The sequence below is a fragment of the Aeromonas sp. s11 genome (assembly GCF_040907945.1).
Taxonomy (GTDB): Bacteria; Pseudomonadota; Gammaproteobacteria; order Enterobacterales; family Aeromonadaceae; genus Aeromonas; species Aeromonas veronii.
The window spans coordinates 1-17,360 of record NZ_JBFOCU010000028.1; the positions used below are offsets into that span (position 1 = coordinate 1).

21 protein-coding genes are annotated in these 17,360 nt (G+C 61.1%); 8 read left to right on the forward strand and 13 right to left on the reverse strand.

From position 1 onward, the window contains the following. Positions 1 to 108: 108 nt before the first annotated feature. Positions 109 to 1,140, forward strand: a complete 1,032-nt coding sequence (locus AB5Y84_RS08510) for an IS630-like element ISAhy2 family transposase (protein ID WP_001809438.1) — start codon at positions 109 to 111, stop codon at positions 1,138 to 1,140. Between the two features lie 42 nt (positions 1,141 to 1,182). Continuing rightward, the gene (locus tag AB5Y84_RS08515; RefSeq protein WP_124241602.1) at positions 1,183 to 1,563 is read left to right on the forward strand and encodes a VOC family protein; all 381 of its coding nucleotides are present in this window, start codon (positions 1,183 to 1,185) and stop codon (positions 1,561 to 1,563) included. A 105-nt stretch (positions 1,564 to 1,668) separates the two neighbouring features. Here AB5Y84_RS08515 and AB5Y84_RS08520 read toward each other — a convergent pair whose 3' ends face one another. The 7 genes from AB5Y84_RS08520 to AB5Y84_RS08550 form a co-directional block, all read right to left on the reverse strand. Beyond that, positions 1,669 to 3,156, reverse strand: a complete 1,488-nt coding sequence (locus tag AB5Y84_RS08520; RefSeq protein ID WP_368176763.1) for a peptide MFS transporter — start codon at positions 3,154 to 3,156, stop codon at positions 1,669 to 1,671. A gap of 525 nt (positions 3,157 to 3,681) precedes the next feature. Continuing rightward, positions 3,682 to 4,584, reverse strand: coding sequence for a hypothetical protein (locus AB5Y84_RS08525; RefSeq protein WP_139443441.1), 903 nt, complete (start codon positions 4,582 to 4,584; stop codon positions 3,682 to 3,684). 11 nt (positions 4,585 to 4,595) lie between these two features. Then, positions 4,596 to 5,363, reverse strand: coding sequence for a hypothetical protein (locus tag AB5Y84_RS08530; RefSeq protein WP_005335887.1), 768 nt, complete (start codon positions 5,361 to 5,363; stop codon positions 4,596 to 4,598). A 12-nt stretch (positions 5,364 to 5,375) separates the two neighbouring features. After that, positions 5,376 to 5,918: a hypothetical protein gene (locus tag AB5Y84_RS08535; protein ID WP_113739871.1), complete on the reverse strand. Its 543-nt coding sequence runs from the start codon at positions 5,916 to 5,918 to the stop codon at positions 5,376 to 5,378. A 23-nt stretch (positions 5,919 to 5,941) separates the two neighbouring features. Then, a complete protein-coding gene (locus AB5Y84_RS08540) occupies positions 5,942 to 6,226 on the reverse strand; it encodes a DnaJ domain-containing protein (protein WP_005343121.1) in 285 nt (94 codons plus the stop codon). Between the two features lie 293 nt (positions 6,227 to 6,519). Next, positions 6,520 to 7,272 carry an SDR family NAD(P)-dependent oxidoreductase gene (locus AB5Y84_RS08545; protein ID WP_179903114.1) on the reverse strand — a complete coding sequence of 251 codons (753 nt, stop codon included), beginning with the start codon at positions 7,270 to 7,272 and terminating at the stop codon, positions 6,520 to 6,522. Next, positions 7,269 to 8,147 carry an NAD(P)-dependent oxidoreductase gene (locus tag AB5Y84_RS08550; RefSeq protein ID WP_368176764.1) on the reverse strand — a complete coding sequence of 293 codons (879 nt, stop codon included), beginning with the start codon at positions 8,145 to 8,147 and terminating at the stop codon, positions 7,269 to 7,271. The genes AB5Y84_RS08545 and AB5Y84_RS08550 overlap by 4 nt, the downstream gene beginning before the upstream one ends. 130 nt (positions 8,148 to 8,277) lie before the next feature. On the opposite strand from AB5Y84_RS08550, the gene AB5Y84_RS08555 reads away from it, so the two are divergent. Next, the gene (locus tag AB5Y84_RS08555) at positions 8,278 to 9,102 is read left to right on the forward strand and encodes a LysR family transcriptional regulator (RefSeq protein ID WP_267512507.1); all 825 of its coding nucleotides are present in this window, start codon (positions 8,278 to 8,280) and stop codon (positions 9,100 to 9,102) included. Between the two features lie 75 nt (positions 9,103 to 9,177). On the opposite strand, the gene AB5Y84_RS08560 is transcribed toward AB5Y84_RS08555, so the two are convergent. Genes AB5Y84_RS08560 through AB5Y84_RS08575 form a run of 4 tightly spaced genes read right to left on the reverse strand, consistent with a single transcriptional unit; the run spans position 9,178 to position 12,923 of the window. Then, positions 9,178 to 9,693: a protein disulfide oxidoreductase gene (locus tag AB5Y84_RS08560; protein ID WP_368176798.1), complete on the reverse strand. Its 516-nt coding sequence runs from the start codon at positions 9,691 to 9,693 to the stop codon at positions 9,178 to 9,180. 3 nt (positions 9,694 to 9,696) lie between these two features. Next, a complete protein-coding gene (locus AB5Y84_RS08565; protein ID WP_368176765.1) occupies positions 9,697 to 10,440 on the reverse strand; it encodes a DsbA family protein in 744 nt (247 codons plus the stop codon). A 9-nt stretch (positions 10,441 to 10,449) separates the two neighbouring features. After that, complete coding sequence (locus AB5Y84_RS08570) at positions 10,450 to 12,492, reverse strand: protein-disulfide reductase DsbD family protein (RefSeq protein ID WP_368176766.1); 2,043 nt, start codon at positions 12,490 to 12,492, stop codon at positions 10,450 to 10,452. Between the two features lie 53 nt (positions 12,493 to 12,545). Beyond that, positions 12,546 to 12,923, reverse strand: a complete 378-nt coding sequence (locus AB5Y84_RS08575; RefSeq protein ID WP_005354882.1) for a hypothetical protein — start codon at positions 12,921 to 12,923, stop codon at positions 12,546 to 12,548. A gap of 181 nt (positions 12,924 to 13,104) precedes the next feature. Between AB5Y84_RS08575 and AB5Y84_RS08580 the strand changes: the two genes are divergently transcribed. The 4 genes from AB5Y84_RS08580 (at position 13,105) to pspG (ending at position 15,182) form a co-directional block, all read left to right on the forward strand. Further along, positions 13,105 to 13,833: a 1-acylglycerol-3-phosphate O-acyltransferase gene (locus AB5Y84_RS08580; protein ID WP_368176767.1), complete on the forward strand. Its 729-nt coding sequence runs from the start codon at positions 13,105 to 13,107 to the stop codon at positions 13,831 to 13,833. Positions 13,834 to 14,043: 210 nt separating this feature from the next. Continuing rightward, a complete protein-coding gene (pspA, locus tag AB5Y84_RS08585; protein WP_139461369.1) occupies positions 14,044 to 14,706 on the forward strand; it encodes a phage shock protein PspA in 663 nt (220 codons plus the stop codon). 2 nt (positions 14,707 to 14,708) lie between these two features. After that, the gene (locus AB5Y84_RS08590; RefSeq protein ID WP_005335873.1) at positions 14,709 to 14,915 is read left to right on the forward strand and encodes a PspC domain-containing protein; all 207 of its coding nucleotides are present in this window, start codon (positions 14,709 to 14,711) and stop codon (positions 14,913 to 14,915) included. Positions 14,916 to 14,963: 48 nt separating this feature from the next. Continuing rightward, positions 14,964 to 15,182 carry an envelope stress response protein PspG gene (pspG, locus tag AB5Y84_RS08595; protein WP_005335871.1) on the forward strand — a complete coding sequence of 73 codons (219 nt, stop codon included), beginning with the start codon at positions 14,964 to 14,966 and terminating at the stop codon, positions 15,180 to 15,182. A 90-nt stretch (positions 15,183 to 15,272) separates the two neighbouring features. Here the strand turns inward: pspG and AB5Y84_RS08600 are convergent, their stop codons facing one another. Further along, entirely contained in the window at positions 15,273 to 15,617 is a 345-nt protein-coding gene (locus tag AB5Y84_RS08600) for a GIY-YIG nuclease family protein (RefSeq protein ID WP_368176768.1), read from the reverse strand. Between the two features lie 44 nt (positions 15,618 to 15,661). Between AB5Y84_RS08600 and AB5Y84_RS08605 the strand changes: the two genes are divergently transcribed. After that, complete coding sequence (locus AB5Y84_RS08605) at positions 15,662 to 16,396, forward strand: substrate-binding periplasmic protein (protein WP_368176769.1); 735 nt, start codon at positions 15,662 to 15,664, stop codon at positions 16,394 to 16,396. Here AB5Y84_RS08605 and rarD read toward each other — a convergent pair. Next, complete coding sequence (gene rarD / locus AB5Y84_RS08610; protein ID WP_368176770.1) at positions 16,378 to 17,268, reverse strand: EamA family transporter RarD; 891 nt, start codon at positions 17,266 to 17,268, stop codon at positions 16,378 to 16,380. The genes AB5Y84_RS08605 and rarD overlap by 19 nt on opposite strands. Between the last annotated feature and the right edge of the window lie 92 nt (positions 17,269 to 17,360).

A 17,360-nucleotide genomic window follows, 5' to 3' on the forward strand; every position in this document is an offset into this window, starting at 1 on the left:
TAAATAGCTGTTCCGAATAGTAGATCACCGGAGGAAGGGAACTCAGTCCAGTTTGTGCGATCTGATTAGTCGCTAAACAAAACAAGCCACACCCAAAGGACTGAGTTGATGCCTATCCTACCACCTCTGCCACGACCACAACGGCGCCGCATTCACAAAATCATCCATGCCACCCGTGATAAAGGACATGCTCGTCGCTTGATGGCCATCTTGCTGTTACATGAAGGACGCACGATCACCGATGTTCATCACCTTACCGGCGCTGCGCGCTCGACCATCGGTCGTTGGCTTCGGTGGTATCGAGATGAAGGCATAGATGCGCTAGAAGCCTTACCGGCTGGCCGTGCCCCAGTCTTACCTATCGCCAAGATTGTCACCTTACTGGTGCTGCTCATGCAGTTTTCTCCGCAAGATTTTGGTTATCAGCGCAGCCGTTGGTGTACTGAACTATTGGCTATAAAAATCAATCGGTTAACAGGGCTCAATGTGGCAGCCTCCACGCTCCGCCGATGGTTACCTCGTATGGGCATTGTCTGGCGCAGGCCCGTGCCGACCTTGCGGATAAAAGACCCAGCCTATCAGGAAAAAATGGCGAATATCGACGCCGCGCTGGCCCGCTGTGATGCCGATAATCCGGTGTTTTATGAGGATGAAGTCGATATAGACCTCAATCCCAAATTAGGAGCCGACTGGATGTTCAGAGCGCAGCAAAAGCGGGTTGTCACACCGGGGCAGAATGCCAAGCATTATCTGGCAGGCGTTCTCCACGCAGGCAACGGAAGGGTACTTTACGTCAGCGGGATCAAGAAAAACTCATCGCTGTTTATTGCCATGCTGGAAAAGCTGCGCCACCACTACCGACGAGCCAAAACCATCACGTTGATCCTCGATAACTACATCATTCACAAAAGCAAACAGACCGAGCGATGGTTGAAGAAGAATCCCAAGTTCTGCCTGGTGTTCCAGCCAGTTTACAGCCCTTGGGTTAATCACATAGAACGGCTATGGCACAAGTTACATGAAACCATCACGCGCAATCATCAATGCAGAGGGATGGCAAACCTGCTGGCCCGAGTGAAACACTTCATGGATACCGTGTCTCCTTTCCCGGGGAATGGCTATGGCACAGCGAAGGTGTAGCACTATTGGGATCAGTTATTTAGCTAACAAGGAAGGGGTTAGATGGTAAATATTGGGATGCATTTTGAAATTCCGGTGACGGATATGCAGCGGGCAATCGCCTTTTATTCTGCTGTTTTTGATATCGAGTTCGAGCGTGCTGATATCGATGGCAATGAGATGGCGCTATTCCCGCTTATTGATGGTGCTGAGGGCTGTTCCGGTGCGTTGGCTAAAGGGGAGAGCTATGTTCCGAGTCTGGATGGCACGCGTATTTATCTGACCGTGAACAATATTGATCGTGTCATGGCGGCTGCTCTATCGGCGGGCGCCAAGTTACTTTATCCCGTGACCCTGGTGGGGGAAGCCATCAAGGTGGCCGAGTTTCAGGACTCTGAAGGTAACCGGATTGCCTTGCTGGATAAGGCGATTTGCGCTGATTAGCGAAGTCTAAACGATCCATCCCACCAAAAGCAGAGGCCCCGCAATCCATGATGGCGGGGCCTCTGGTCTTCTCTGCGGCTCACGCCGCCAAGTGGTTCAAACCGATCAGACGGGGATAGCTGTCGCCGCCGGTGGCGGAGCAATTTTCGAGGCGATCAGTTGGCGCAGGCGGGGCACCAGCAGCAGCAACACCACGCCGCCTGCCAGCGAACCCCAGCCCAGCATATTGAACACCGAGCTGTAGCCCGGGTTGGTGGCGACCGGGGTGTTGCCGATATTTTGCGGCATGGCGCCGGAGACATAGCCCGCCAGCACCGAGGCGATGCCGGTCACCATCATCCAGCAGCCCATCATCAAGCCTTGCAGGCTGGCGGGGGCCAGCTTGCCAATCATGGCGTAGCCGATGGGGGAGATCAGCAGCTCGCCAAAGCTCTGCAGCACATAGCTGATGGCGATCCACTTGAAGGCGACCAGTCCGTCTGCCCCCGCCAGATGAATGCCGATCGGCAGCACCAGCATGCCGAGCCCCATGCAGAACAGGGAGGCGGCAAACTGGGAGGGGATATCGATATTCCACCCCTGTTCGCGCAGTCGCTTGAATAGCAGCGCCATCAGCGGGCCACCGATAACGATGACGAGGGTGTTGATGTTCTGGATCCACTGGGGGGCGACCCGCAGCCCGAACACGTTGAGGTTGATGTTGTGCTCGGAGAAGAGCATCAGTCCCATGGGCGCCAACTGGTAGAGCGACCAGAAGATGAGGGATCCCAAGGCGAGGATCAGATAGGCCACCATGCGGCTGCGCTCGGCGGCGTCCGGGTGGCGGGCGGTCATCACGCAGAGCAGTACCAGCACCACGGCCCCCAGGATCAGCACGAAGCTGCCGCTAAAGCTGGCGTGGGTCAGCAACAGACGCAGCGCCGGCACCAGCATGGCCAGAATGGCGATCCCGGCCAGCATGCGGCGGTAGAAACCGCTCCCCTTGATATGGCGCAGCGGGGTGCTGATATCCGCCAGAATCGGCCAGCAGGCGAAGGTAGCAATGATGGCGATGATGTTGCCCAGCGTCGCAAACAGGAACAGGGTGCGGTAATCCTCGGTGAGCTGGAAGTAGCCCGCCACCGTGAAGCCGATAAAGAAGCCCAGATTCATCCCGGCGTAGTTCCATAGGAAGGCGCTCTCGCGGCGGTGATCATCCGGGGCGAAGCGCTGGGTCAGCATCATGTTGAGGCAGGTGACGTTGAGGCCGCTGCCGGTAAGGAACATGGCGAGCCCCCAGTAGAGGCCGGTGATCCCCATCTCGGCGATGAAGTAGCAGCCGATCACCTGCAGCACCATCCCCATCACGAACAGGTTGCGGTTGCTGAGGTAGCGCCCGCCGAGATAACCGCCAAACAGGTGCAGGCCATAGTTGAAGGCCCCGAAGACCCCCATCATGGCATTGGCTTGGGATTCGCTAAAGCCGAGCCGCTTGGTGGCGTAGAGCACCAGGGTGGAGTAGAGCACGGCAAACCCCAGGGTCGAGAAGGTCTGGATAAAGAACAGCGCCCCGGAGCCGGGGGGAATGGTGGGGTGTTGATTCGAAGCGCTCACGGTCTGTCTCCTGTGAGAGAAGAAAGTCATTACTCGTCCTGAGAGCGTGCCGGTCTGCTGCCGGCTAGCCTTGTGCGCTTCCATGCTGGTCTGAAGGCCGGTCTGTCATTTAGCGGCCAAGCGGTGCAAATAGCCATACCTGAAATTTAATCCGGCGCGATTAATTGCTTTTTATTGATCTATTCCGCCTTTTTATGCGTGATTGAGTCGTGGTTGTAGCTCGGCTTACCACGCGATTGCGGCACGGTTGATGTGATCCAGTCGGCTATTTGGTGCTGATTCTGGCGCTGTAGCGGGATCTGCATCCCGCTTTGTTGTCCCGAAACGCAGCTGGCGCCAAGCGGTTGTATCGCAGGTTGTTTATTCATCCTTGGGTATTGAGTGAATAAATATCGGTAAGAGAAGGGGGCGCAGCAGGGTGACTTGCGTGTGTTCTCTCTTTGCTGTCGAGAGGGTGAGGGGAGGATAGAACAACGCCCGGCAGGCCGGGCGTTGTGGTGCGACTGATGGGCGGCGAAAGCGGCCTTAGAAGTCGTGGTAGAGCGGCCAGCCGAGCAGCGGGTGCTTGAGACCGGCGCGCATCTCGACGTTGTCGAGCTTCTCCGGCGAGGCGTTCTCTTTTTGCAGCAGCTGGTACTGGCGCACAAAGCCGAGGGTGTGCAGCAGGTTGGGCACAAAGCCCGGGCTCAGCTCTTGGCGCAGGGCGGCGGCCATGTCGGCGGGTAGCGCGCTCAGCATCAGGGTGAGCTGGGTCGCCAGGTAGTCGGTGTCATACCAGCCCTCGTCGAGCTCAATCTCCCGCGCCAGTTTGCGCTTGAGATCCTGCTTCACCTTGAGCGGGGCGGCGCCACTGCCCTTGCCGCAGAGAATGCGGTAGAGCAGCGCTTCGGCCAGCTTGTCCTCCATGGTGGGGTGGTCGCTCTCGCAGGCGAAGAAGTGCTGGTCGATGAGCTCCATCAGGCGGCTCTTGTTGTGCTCGGTCAGCGCCTTCTCGTACTCCTGCCACCCTTGCCACTCCTCCACATCGGGCGGGCTCGAGATCTTGTCCAAGAGCCGCGCATCCACGTCACCGTAGAGGCTGTTGCCAACCTGCTTGGGGCTGACGGTAATGAGCATTGACCAGCCCTTCTGGAACGGCTTGATGGGGCCTTCCGGCGCCTGCAGCAGCGCCAGCGCCTTGGCCGGATCCCGCGCCGAGAGCTCCTGCAGGCCGAGGCTCACCACGCCGATGACGTCGTGGGCGGCCTGCTCCAGCAGGTGCATCTTGTACTTGTTGTAGTACTTGTCGGCGAATTTGAGGCTCATCAGCACCGCCTTGCCCTTGATGGCGGCCAGCTGCTGCTGACTCAAGAGTTCGTTGTCGCGGCCAAAGCGCAGCACCTGGGTCAGAAAGGGGCCCTGGTTGGCATCGCGAATGACTAACTGCATGAATGGGCTCCTTAATCCAGAAAGCTGAACATGTCGTCGACGTCGCCGTACTCGTCTTCCTCGACCTTGTTCTTCTCTTTGGCCTGCATCACCAGTTCGGCGGCAAACTTGTTGATGATGCCGTCCCAGGTTGAGTGCTCGTTGCGCAGCAGCGCCTTGATGGCTTTCTCCACCTCGGGGGCCAGCTCGCGAATGAGCATCAAGAGGCTGCGCGGGTCATCCAGCGCGTAGTCGTGGACATCCTCGCTCTGCTGGCGCTCGCTGTAGCGCAGGGACTCTTCGAGATCTTCCTCTTCGGCGTGCAGCACGTCGCGATAGCCTTCGTCCTCTTCATAGCGATCGCCACGATAGAACTCGATAAAGGGGATGGCGAGGTAGAAGAGACCGGCCGGATCTTCGGCCACGCACTCGAGGATCTCGCGCTGCTTGGCTTCGCTATCCTGGGTGCGGATCAGGTAGTTGAGGAAGTCGAAGGTGTGCTGTTGCAGCTCGTCGGCGTTGTTCTTGATCGCCTCTTCCCAATAGAGCGGCTGCTGGCAGACGATGTCGCGGATCCGCTCCGGGGTCATCAGCTCGGAGATGATGGAGGGGAAGGAGATATCGTGCTGGCCGTTAATCTGGGTCAGGGTAACGATATCAATGTTTTCAATCACTTCTGCCAGCTGGTCGTCAGACATGGTCTTGGCGATCAGCTCGAACTTCTCGCTGGCCTGCTTCGGCTCGATAACGGCCAGCTCTTTGATCTCGATGGCGGTAATTTCTATCAGACTGTTGCTCATGCCTTGCCCCAATTAGAAACGGACTTCGTCGTACATATCCTGATCGCCGTCGTCATCACCATAGCGGTCACTGCCGCCGTGGTAGTCGGCGTCGGCATCTTCCCCGTCTTCATCTTCTTCGTCGCGCAGCTCATAGTCATCATCACCGCGGTGGCTGCCGCGTGGCAGCGGGTTGTCGAGCAGGAACAGCACGGCGCAGGCTTCCATCAGCTGATCTTCGCTCTGGGCCCGCACCGCCTTGACCAGCGGCAGGGCGGCGTTGTTGAAGCCGACGCTCACCTTGAACTCGTCCCAGCCCGGCTGCTCGCCGCTGGCGAGCCACTTGTTCCACTGCGACTTGGCCTTGGCCGGGAACTGCACCCGGCCATAGAGGGCCAGCGGCAGATACTCGGGCATAAACTCCAGCATGCTCATATCGGCCAGCAACAGGCTCTTCATCTGGTCGGTGAACTGTTCCAGCCCCTTGGGGTCGTCCTGATCCCGGTAGGATTCGATGTTTTCGCTGGCATCGCTTTGCAGCGACTTGAGCCGCGCCTGGTCCCATCTCTTTTGCATAGTTGCTCTTTCTGCCTGCTGTTTCAGGGGTAGAACTGATCCCACATCTCCTGCATGGCGGAGGCGGGGTCGGTCACGATGACGTTGTTGAAATCCTTGATAAAGGCGGCCCGCTGTTTCGGATCGGACAGCACTTCATAGGCCTGCTTTACCTGGTGCAGCTTGATGGCTGCCTGCTCTTTCTCTTCTTCACTGGCCCCGTGCAGCTTGTCGGGGTGGTACTGGTTCGACAGCCGACGATAGGCTTTCTTGATGTCGTTTTCGCTGGCGTTGGACTTGACGCCCAGCACCCGAAAGTAGTTGTTCATGGCAGATCCTGCATCACTGGCATCATAGGATTCACGCTGCGAGTGCCTGATGGTGGGGATTGGCAAACCAGGCACGGCAAAAACCCGTCATTTTAACGGAAACAGCCCGCCAACGCGATGAGTTGGGCGATCAATTAACGGGCGAGATGAAGAGGGGTCAGTTGAGCGTCTATTGTTGCCAGTCGATCTGGCCAGTGCAAGGGGCGGGCACGGGAAGGCGATGAAAAAATGGTCAGGGGCGAGTGTGGGGTGAGATGGCGGCGGCAGCGCAAATCGGGCTGCCGCCGAAGGGGTTACTCCTCCCAGAAGGAGGCGGAGGTGTGGTAGATCATCTTCTTGCTCATCCCGCCATCGATCACCAAATTGGCACCGTTGATAAAGTCGTTGCGAGGATCCGCCAGAAAGAGGCTGGCGCGGGTGATGTCGTCGGGGCGACCGACCCGGCCACTCGGGTGCTGGCGATGATCCGCCTCGGTCAGGGTGTGGTAATCCTCCGCCTGGATCCAGCCCGGACTGATGGCATTGACCGTGATGGGGTAGTCGGCCAGCGAGTTGGCGAGGGACTGGGTGAGGGCGACCAGCGCCCCCTTGGAGGCGCCGTAGGCATCCCAACCCGGTTCGTTCTGCTGCCAGCGGGTGGAGGCGATATTGATGATGCGACCATAGGGCAACCCGCGGTTGGCCTGCACAAAGGCGCGGGCGCAGAGCATGGCGCCGCGCACATTGACCGTCATCACCTGATCGAATTGGGCTGCGCTCAGATCCTCGAAGCGGGTGTGGAACTTGCTGATGGCGCCGTTGTTGATCAGCAGATGGACGCCGCCATGCTGCGCGCGCACCTCGGCAAAGAGGCGTTCGATGGCCTGCTCGTCCCGCAAGTCGAGCGGGTGAAAGTGGATCTCGGGATGGTCGAAAGCGTGAGGAGCCAGATCGGTGGCGATCACCCGATAACCCGCCTCGGCCAGCCCGATGCAGAGCTGGCGGCCAATCCCGCCCGCGGCGCCGGTGACCAGTGCAATTGGGGTGTGGTTGGTCAACTCGTTCATTGTGCCGCTCCATTGCGCGCCCGCAGCACCTTGATGAGGGCCGATACCTCCTGCTGACCAAACCCTTGCAACACCCCCTCTTCAAACAGGTCGGCGGCAAAGCGCGGGAAGCGGCTGTCGATCCCTGCATCGGTGGCATGACCGGCCAAGCGGCTGATGGCGGCGCTCCAGGTTTTCAGACTGGCGTAGGGGTGATCGAAATCGCCGCTCGCGAGCGTCTTGCCAAGGTGGGCCACATCGCCACCGAGAATGGGCGAGAGCTCGCTGAACTGGGCGCACACCTTGGCCACCGGCAGCCCTTCTGCCTCGCAGATCAGCGCGCCGTGCAGGGCACCGAGCAGACCACCGGCAAAGTAGGCGGCGACGGCACAATCTTGCGCCGCGGCGGCGCCCACCGCCTCGGCCACATGGTCGAGGGTAGGGGCGAGCAGGCGCAGCACCGGCTCGGCGTCGCTAAAGGCGGCGCTGGCCCCCGAGCAGATGATGCTGGCATCAGTGGTGCCGATCTGATCCGGGAAGCAGAGGATGGCGCCATCGAGATAACGGGCGCCGCGGGCGTGGCTCCAGTTCTCCAGCGCTCTGGCCCCCTGCGGACTGCCTGTGGAGAGCTGCACCAGCAGCTTGCCCGCCACGGCGTCGCGCGCTTCGTCCAGCAGCTGCTGGCTGACGGTGTAGTTATCGACGCAGACAAGGGTGATATAGCTTGCGGCGATGGCCGCGCCAACCGAGGGGGCGAGTGTTGCTCCCAGCGCTTGCAGCGGGGCCGCCTTGGCGGCGCTGCGATTCCAGACGGTGACCGGATGGCCCGCCTTGAGCAAGGTGGTGGCGAGGGCGGAGCCCATGGCCCCGAGGCCGATGACAGAGAGATGGCGCATGATGGCTCCTGACGGTGTTGATAGACGCTGATATAGAGAATTGGGATGCCTTGTGGCAGGTAAGCCACTATATTTGCCCAGTGTCGCCGTGAAAAATGGCTTTTATGACTATCTGGTATAGGTGAAATCTATGGATGTGCGAACCCTGCGTGCGTTTGTGGCTGTCTTCGAGGAGCGCAACATCACGGCGGCAGCCACCCGCCTCTTCATTACCCAACCCACCCTCTCCACCACCATCAAGACGCTGGAGGATGAGCTGGGAGTGACCCTGTTTGTGCGGCAGGCGCGCGGGGTGGAGGGGACCGAAGCGGCGCACCGGCTCTATCCCCGCGCCAAGCGGCTGATCGCCGACACCGACTCCCTCGCCCGCGAGTTTCGTGAAACCTCCCCCTGCCTCGAGGTGGCGGTGGGAATTGAGGCGGATCTGGGGGATGGCGTGGTGGGGGCGCTGGTGCAAGGGGCGCTCGCCCACGAGGAGATCCTGCTGACTCTGGAGGAGGGCTGCTGTGGCGATGTGCGGCTGGGGTGTGAATCCCTGCGCTGTGGTGACGAGCTCTTTATCCCCCTGCTGGAGGAGGAGTTCGTGCTGGTGCTGCCGCCGGATCACCCGCTGGCGGGCAAGGGGGCGCTCACCCCGGCAGCATTGGCGGATGACCCCTGGGTCACCTGCCCGCGCCACGACTCCCATCTGCGGCTGATCGCCATTCTCGGCAATCAGGCGCCCCTCTACCCACGGCGGGCAGGGTCGCTGCGACTGGCGGCTATCATGGTGGCCGCCGGGGCGGGGATTGCCTGGTTGCCCCGTTCGCTTTGTTTGCCCGGTTGTTCGGTCGCCGAGCTGGCGGCCTCTTCCTTCAAGCGGCGGGTGGGGCTCTGCTACGCCCCCGATGCGCTGCGCTCGGCAGCGGTGACTGCCCTGTTGGAGCAGGTGCGCGGGATGCAGCTCCCCGTCTGATGTCGGGATAAATATGTCGGCATAAAAAAGGGCCATCCGGTGGGATGGCCCTGTTGAGGCAACGTTGTTGCGTGGCTAGAGCGACGCCCACCAGAGCCGCAGCTTCAAGCCCCACTTCGAGCTCCAGCCGGTGGTGCTGCTCACCAGCTTGCCATCCTTGATAACGAGGAAAGTCGGGGTGACCCCTACCTGCCACTTGGCGGCCAGCGCTCCCGACTCGTCATTGTGGGTCGGGAAGGTGAGCCCCTTCTTGCTCATCCCCTTGGCTAACTGCTCCGAATTGCCGGAGCGAAGCGCCACCGTCAGCACGTTTTCCCCCTCCTGCCAGAGCTGTTGCACCGCCGGGGTGGTGAAACGGCAGACACCGCACCAGCTGGCCCAGTAGTAGACCAGCAGCGGCTTGCCCTGGCTTAAGGTAGCGAGATCCGTGCTGCTGCCATCCTGCAGAGTGACGGGGGCGCTCATCGCCCCCTCTGGCAGGGTTGGGCTGCGCCACAGATCCAGCAGGGTCGAGATGATCAGCGCCATCAGCAGCAGCCAGAGCGCCTCCTTGCCCCAGCGGCGCCAGCGGGGTTGAGGGTTGGTAGTCATCATTTACCCCTGCTTGGCCAGTTCGGCCTTCACCAGCTGCTCCAGCTCCTCATAGGGGATGGCGCCCGGCACCAGCTGGTTGCCGATAAGCGTCGCCGGTGTGCCCTGTACCCCCAGAATGGTGCCGATGCGCAGGCTGTTGCGCAGCTCCTCGGTCGCCTTGGCGGCCGGTTTGAGCGCGGTATTGCCGGTGGCGGCCAGCGCCTTGTTGATGTCCGCCTCGGTCAGCATCCCCTGCTTGCTCATCAGCTTGTCATGCAGGGTGAGGAAGCGGGCGGGATCCTGTTGCCACAGGGTCAGGCTGTATTGGGCCGCCTCGGCGGAGGTCTGCCCCTTGAACGGCAGCAACTTGATCACCAGCCCCAGATCGTCCGGATAGGCCTTGAGCAGCTTGGTCAGCTGGGGATCGAACTGCTTGCAGTAGGGGCAGTTGTAGTCGGTGAACAGCACCAGCGTCAGCTTGGGGTTCTTGGCGCCGAGGCGCGGGCTGGTGGCGCTGTTGAACAGCACATCCTTGTTGCCCTTGATGAAGTTGCCAAGCTGCGCCTGTTGGGCAGCCGCGTTCTGCTTCTCCCAGGATTCGGCGGCCTCGTCGAGGATCTTGGGGTTGGCTATCAGAGTCTCGCGGATCAGCTCCTTGATGCGCGTCTCCTGCTCCGGGGTGAAGGGGGCAGCGTGCAGGGCCGGAGCCAGCAGGGCTGCGGAAAGGGAGGCCAGCAGGGTCAGGGCGCTCAGAGTCGGTTTCATGGTTGCTCCTTAAAATCGGGTGGTGCCAGCCTGAAGCAGGCCAGCCTTGTACAATGTGGTCAGCAGATCGTCCTTGTCGAGCAGGGGTGACAGCGTGACCCCCTGCGGCAACTCCGGGCCGTAAATCTGGTTGAAGGGGACGGCCGCCGCACCCCGCTTACGCAGGAATGCGGCGATGGCGTCGCTTGGTTTGCTCCAGTCGCCGCGCAGGGCCACTACATCGGGGGCCGAGAGGGCCTGTTGTACCTCATCGCGCAGCAACACGTTGTATTTGTTGGCCTTGCAGGTGACACACCAGTCGGCGGTGACATCGATAAAGACCCGCTTGTTCTGGGCGAGCGCATCTGTGATGGCGCGTTCGGAGAGCGGCTGCCAGACCACCTTGTCAACGCTGGTCGAGCCCTGCGCGCTAAAGGCGCCGCTCAGCAGCAGGGGGCTGCCAATCAGGGCGGCGAGGGCGATCGCCAGCGTGAAGCCGCGCATGCCGTAACGCCAGATGATGCCAATCAGCAGTGCCAGCAGCATGGCAACCATCAGCCAGCCGGTGGCATAGCTGCCGAGATGGTTGTCGAGCAGGCTGGTGAGCCAGAGGCTGGAGCCCAGCATCATCAGGCCGAGCAGGATGCGCAGATGGTTCATCCAGCGCCCCGGTTTCGGCAACCAAAGGGCGAGCCGTGGCAGGGCTGCCACCAGCAACCAAGGCAGGCTCATGCCAATTCCCAACGCGGTGAAGATGAGCCAGAGCTGACCGAGCGGCGCCGCCAGCGCAAAGGCCACCGCGGTGCCGAGGAACGGTGCCGAGCAGGGGGTCGCCAGCAGAGTGGCGAAGCTCCCCTGCAGGAAGTGACCGCCGAGGCCGTTGCCGCCGCTGGTGGCGAGGCGGGTGCTGAGGGCGCTGGGCAGGCGGATCTCGAACAGCCCCAACAGGTTGGCGCAAAACAGCAGGGTGACCAGCACCATCAAGCCGATAAAACCGGCACTCTGGAACTGGATGCCCCAGCCGACGGCCCCTTGCGTGGCGCGTAGCAGGCTGCTCATGGCCGCCAGCACCCAGAAGGAGGCGATGATCCCGGCGCTGGCGGCGAGGAACTGTTTGCGCACCGCTCCCTGTTCACGCTCCTGATGTTGCAACACAGTTCCCAGCTTGAGTGCCAGCACCGGCAGCACGCAGGGCATCAGATTGAGGATGAGGCCGCCGAGCAGCGCAGCTCCCAGCAACCAGAACAGCGAATGGCTCTGGTTGGGCAGTGCGAGTGGCGCGCCGATCGTCCCCTTGCCCTGCCATGCCTGCTCGCCACTGGTGAGCAGCAGGCCGAGGGATCGACCGCTCAGATCCGGCGCATCCCCCTGCCAGCCGTCGCTCACCGGCACCCGGGCGATCAGGGTGTTGCCCTCAACCTCAAGCGCCGGTTTGCCAAACTCGGCCCCCTCCAGAGCGTCGATAAAGAGCGCTGGTGATTGCCAGCCCTCTGCCCGCTCGGCGCGCAGTTGCAGTTGGTTGTGCTGATAACCGAACTCGACCCGGGTTTCGGCAGGCAATTGCTGGGGCAGGGTACTCATCGCCTTCGTCCAGGCGAAATCGAATTCGGCCGGGGCTGCGCCATCCACCGCGAGGGTGAAGGGAAAGTCGGTCAGGATGCAGACATTGCTGCAGGTGGAGAGGCGTAGAGTTCCCTTGAGCGGTTGCCCAGTTGGGTAGTTGAGGCTGAGGGGGAAGGTCACGTCCCCCTGATAACCCTGGGTGCTGAGCCCAGCTACCTCGAAGTGGCGTGGCACCGGCCAGCGCCACTGAAAGTCTCCGACCGGCTCGTCCCACAGGATCTGGGGGGCAATGCCCCCTTCTCCCGGACTGTGCCAGTAGGTTTTCCAGCCTGACTCCAGCTCGACATCGAGCAGGATGCGGGTCTGATCTGCCGTGCTGCGGTCGGCCTGCAGCCGTACCCGGGCGTGATCATTCTGTGGGCTGGTGAGCCAGCCCGTGTCGCTGGCCAATCCCATGGATTGCCACAGCAGACCGCCCAGTAGCAGGGCCGCCTTGAAGAGATTCGACATCTTTTTGGTCTCGCAAAAATTGAGTGACAGCTAACGAAAGAACGCTGCCGAACTCATTCCCGCCAGACGCAGAGGGTGAGGTGCAGACGCCGCTCGGGCGGCGAGATGACTCTGGGAGGGGGCAGTGGCGGTGTGTAGCGCCAAAGGGGGGCCAGCAGGGCGATCAGCACCGCCACGGCAAAGAAGAGCTGTTCGACGCAGAGCAGGGTGGCGGCACTTAACCACTTGCCGTTGAGCTGGCAGCTGGTGGGTTGCGGGCTGGCCGGTTTGGCATCCTCTTGATCCGTTGCCGAGCCTGGAACGGGCAGTGCCTGACAGCTGAGGGCGTGATCGAGCAGGGCAAGCCGGGCCAGCGGCTGGGCCGCACAATTTAGCACCAGCAGGCAGACCAGCAGCAGGAGATGTTTCGCTACCCGTTGTTGCAACATCATGTTCGCCCCGTCCATCAAGATGGGGCCATCCTAACGACCAATGGCGGGTGGGGCAAGTCGGCGGCGTATTGATGAGCAGCAATGTGGGTGGCGCGACGGGGTGGTCGGTTCTGTTTGGCGAACGCTTGTTCGCTAAAAGGGGGATCAGTATACTGCGCCGAGTTAAAACTCGAGGTGTTCGATGCTCAAAATTGCCCGTGTGCTGCTGCTTGGTCTGCTGCTCATTTTCTGGTTCCTGTTCGGCCTGATGCTCTGTCTGGTTCGTCCGCGCCATCCCAACAACGTCTATGTCTTCGCCCGCATGTATCACGCGGTCTGCCCGCTGATCGGACTGCGAGTCAAGGTGACGGTGGCCGACGAGGTCAAATCGGTCGGCCCGGCGGTCTACGTCTGCAACCACCAGAGCAACTTCGACATCTTCACCGTGACCGGTGCGGTGCAGCCCGGCGTGGTTGCGGTGGGCAAGAAGAGCCTGCTCTGGCTGCCGCTGTTCGGCCTTATCTTCTGGCTCTCCGGCAACGTGCTGATCGACCGCTCCAACCGCTCCCGTGCCATCGGCACCATAGGTCAGGTGGTGGATCGCATCAAGAACCGCGGCACCTCCATCTGGATGTTCCCGGAAGGGACCCGCTCCCAGGGGCGTGGCCTGCTGCCGTTCAAGGCGGGTGCTTTCCACACTGCGGTACAGGCTGAAGTGCCGGTAGTGCCCATCGTCTGCTCCAGCTACTTCGGTCAGGTCGACCTCAATCGCTGGGATAACGGCGAAGTGCTGGTGGAAGTGATGGCCCCGGTCTGCAGCAAGGAGCACGGTGCCAGCGGCATTCGCGATCTCTCCGACACCTGCCGCGCCCGGATGGAGGCCAAGCTGGCCGAACTGGACAGCAAGCTGGGCCACAGCCACGCCGCCTGACGGATAGCGCAGATGAATCGACAAGGGAGCCACAGGCTCCCTTTTTTGTTGGTAAAAATCACCACCTGGTTGGCTATTCTCACCAATAAACGCTTCTTGAATTTCCTCGGTAAATTCCCATCTATATGTAAAAAAACAATAATTTTTCTTGGCACGGCTCTTGTAATGCAATGGGAAGAGATAGCCATCCCATCAACAAGGAGCCAGACCATGAGCGTATTCAGCCGCCTGACCGACGTGATTAATGCCAACCTGCACAGCCTGCTCGACAAGAGTGAAGAGCCGGAGAAGATGCTGCGACTGATGATCGAAGAGATGGAGCAGGTGCAGGTCGAGATGCGTACCCAGGCCGCCCGCGTGATTGCCGAACAGAAACAGCTGGAGCGTCACCAGCAGGTGTTGCAGGCGCAGATCCTGGAGTGGTCGGCCAAGGCCGAGCTCGCCATCCAGAAGGGACGTGAGGATCTGGCCCGCGCCGCCCTTACCGAGAAGCTGGCGGAGGTCAAAAAATGTGAACAGCTGGAGCAGGACAAGGCCCGGGTCGCCGAGGTGCTGGCCCAGCTTACCGCCGATAGCGAGCGACTGGCGGCCAAGCTGACCGAGGCGCGCGAGAAGCAGAAACTGCTGACCCTGCGCGAGCAGACTGCCCACAGCCGCATTCGTGCTCGCGCCCAGGTGGACAACCAGCGCATGCATGAGCTGATGGCGCGCTTTGATGGTTTTCAGGGCCGGGTCGATCAGCTGGAAGCCCAGCTGGAGGCGGCCACCCTGGGGCAGAATCCCTCGCTGGAGGCCCAGTTCCGCGAGCTGGAGCTCAATGACGAGATCGAGCGCGAGCTGGCTCGCCTCAAAGGCCAGAAGGCGGAGGTGTAATCATGAGCCCCTGGCCCAAGGATCTGGTGCATCGCAAGCTGACCGGGGTCTGCGCCGGTATTGCCAGGCGGTTGGGGGTCTCCAGAGTCACGGTGCGGGTGGTGGCACTGCTCGCCCTGATCCTGATGCCGCCGCTGGCTCTGGCCGCCTATCTGCTGGCGGTGCTGGTGATGCCGCCCCGTTATGAATTGAAGCGCTGGCTGGATTGACCGAAGGGTTGAACAGTCGGCAGACAAGGTACTGATAAGGAGCAAGTTATGCTGGAATTTTTCATCTTGCTGGTGGTGCTGCTGGTCATGGCACTGACCGGTTTTACCCTGGTAGCCATGTTGCTGGTGAGCGGCCTGTTTGTGCTGCTTGGGGCACTGGGCGGCATGCTTGCTCTGATCATCAAGCTGGCCCCCTGGTTGCTGCTGGTGCTGGCGGTTTGCTGGCTGATCAGCAACCGCAGCAAGCGTTCCAATACCTACCTCTAACCCGCCTGAGGTTGTGCAAGACGTTGTGTGATGCTCCCTGATTTCCCCTTTCCGGCCACTCATCGAGTGGCCTTTTTTTGCCTGTCGTCCTCAAGGCTGGGTGGCTGCGGGTAACCACTGGGGGCTCCAGCGCTGCCAGAGTGCCGGGCTGTGGATCAGCTGCTCCTTGAAGGATTTCGGCTGCTGCTTGAGGCGATATTCGATGCGCAGAGCCGCCCCCTTCTCGCCGACTTCCTGTTGCCACGCCAGCGTCAGTGGCCCCTTGCCGCGCAGGGCGCGAGCGCCCTTGCCACTCTGGTGCTGGCGCAGGCGGCGCAGCGGATCCGTGCTAATCCCGGTATAGAGCAGGCCGGTGGCAGTACGCACCATGTAGACAGACCAGCGGGAAGGGGCGGAAGGTTGCGGCGCTGGAGTGGTGGTCGCGGGTTCTCTCATTCAAATTCTCTGTGCCAAACTCAGAGGCAGCTCAAGGAGGTGCGATGAGAGTCTGGTTTTGGTTGTGGTTACTGTTGTCGGTCCCGGCTCTGGGGGAGACGATCCGTCTCTACGATTACCATCAGCATCCCCCCTTCAACACCGGAGTGGATGCAGGGCTGAGCCGCGAGCTGGTCAAGTATCTCAATGAAAAGCTGGGGGGTGAACCCAGAATCGAGCTTTGGCTGGTCAATCGCGCCCGGCTGGCGCTGGAGATGGCGGATCCCGACTTTGACGGTCTGGTGGTCTGGGTCAATCCCGCCTGGGTGGGGGATCCCCATCGCGAGCGCTATCTCTGGACTTTCCCGGTGATGCGCGACACCAACGAGCTGGTCTCGAACATTGACAACCCGGTCACCTATCGCGGGCCCGACTCCCTCAAGGGGTTGGTGTTTGGCGGGGTGGAGGGTTACCGCTATCAGGGGATCGATGATGCGGCTGGCCGCGGGGAGCTGGTACGTCAGGATGCCAAGAAGGTGAAGACCAACCTCGAGCTGCTGGTGCGCGGCCGCATCGATGTGACGCTGGTGAGTGGTTCATCGCTGGGCTTTTTCATCGACGCACAGCACTATCAGGGCAAGCTGTTTATCTCACCCTTCCCCCAATCCAGCTATACCCGCCATATCCTGCTGCCCAAATCCCGTCCCGAGCTGCATGCCACCCTCAACGACATCGCCGAGCAGATGGACCGGGATCCCCGTTGGCACAAGGTGCTGGAGTCCTATCGCGGCACGCTCTGAGGGCGGCGCTTGAGCCGGTGCAGCGGTAACAGGCTCACCAGCAGACCAGCCCAGACAAAGGCGAAACCGACTGCCTTGATGGGGTCCGGCGCCTCACCAAACCAGTAGATGGCGAGCAGGAAGGCGAGGCTGGGCTCGATATATTGCAGCAGTCCCACAGTGCTCATCCGGGTTCTCGCCACCGCGTAGCAGAAGAGCCCCACCGGCAGCAGGGTGGCGGGCGCACTGCCCATCAGCAGCAGCTTGTCGGCCAAATCCCCGTTCACGAATGCCCCTTCCCCGTACCACGCCAGCGTGCCGATGATGATCAGCGCGACGGGCAGTTGCACCATGGCTTCCAGATAGAGGCTGGTGCCGGTGTCGTAGTGGATCTTCTTCTTGATAAGGCCATAGCAGGCGAAGTTGGCCCCCATGATGAGGGAGAACCAGGGGAGTTGGCCGTAGCAGAAGAGCATGTAGGCGAGCCCCGCCAGCGCCAGGGCGACCGCCAGATGCTTTTGCGGGGTGAGTCGCTCTTTGAGGAAGATGACGGCGAATACGATATTGAACAGCGGGGTCATAAAGAAGGCGAGGCTGGTGGTCAGCACTTGCCCGGTAGTGAGGCACCAGGTGAACATGCACCAGCTGATGGACATAACGGGGCCCGCCAGCAGAATGAGGCCGAGCTGGCGCGGCTCGCTGCGCAGTTGTGCCCAGGGCACCTTGTGGCCAAGCAGCAAAAACAGGGCACCCAGCAGCACCACAGACCAGAGCACCCGGTGGGAGATCAGCTCCCACATGTTGACCTCGGGCATGAATTGATAATAGAGCGGCAGCATCCCCCACAGGATGAAGGAGAGGGTCGCGGTGCCGGTACCTAGCCAGTTTTTCATTATTGTCCGTTTATTAAATTAAACGCTCATGGCGATAGTAGGGGGCGCGCCCTGTTTCCACAAGAGGGAAAACAGGGAAATGCTGGTACTAT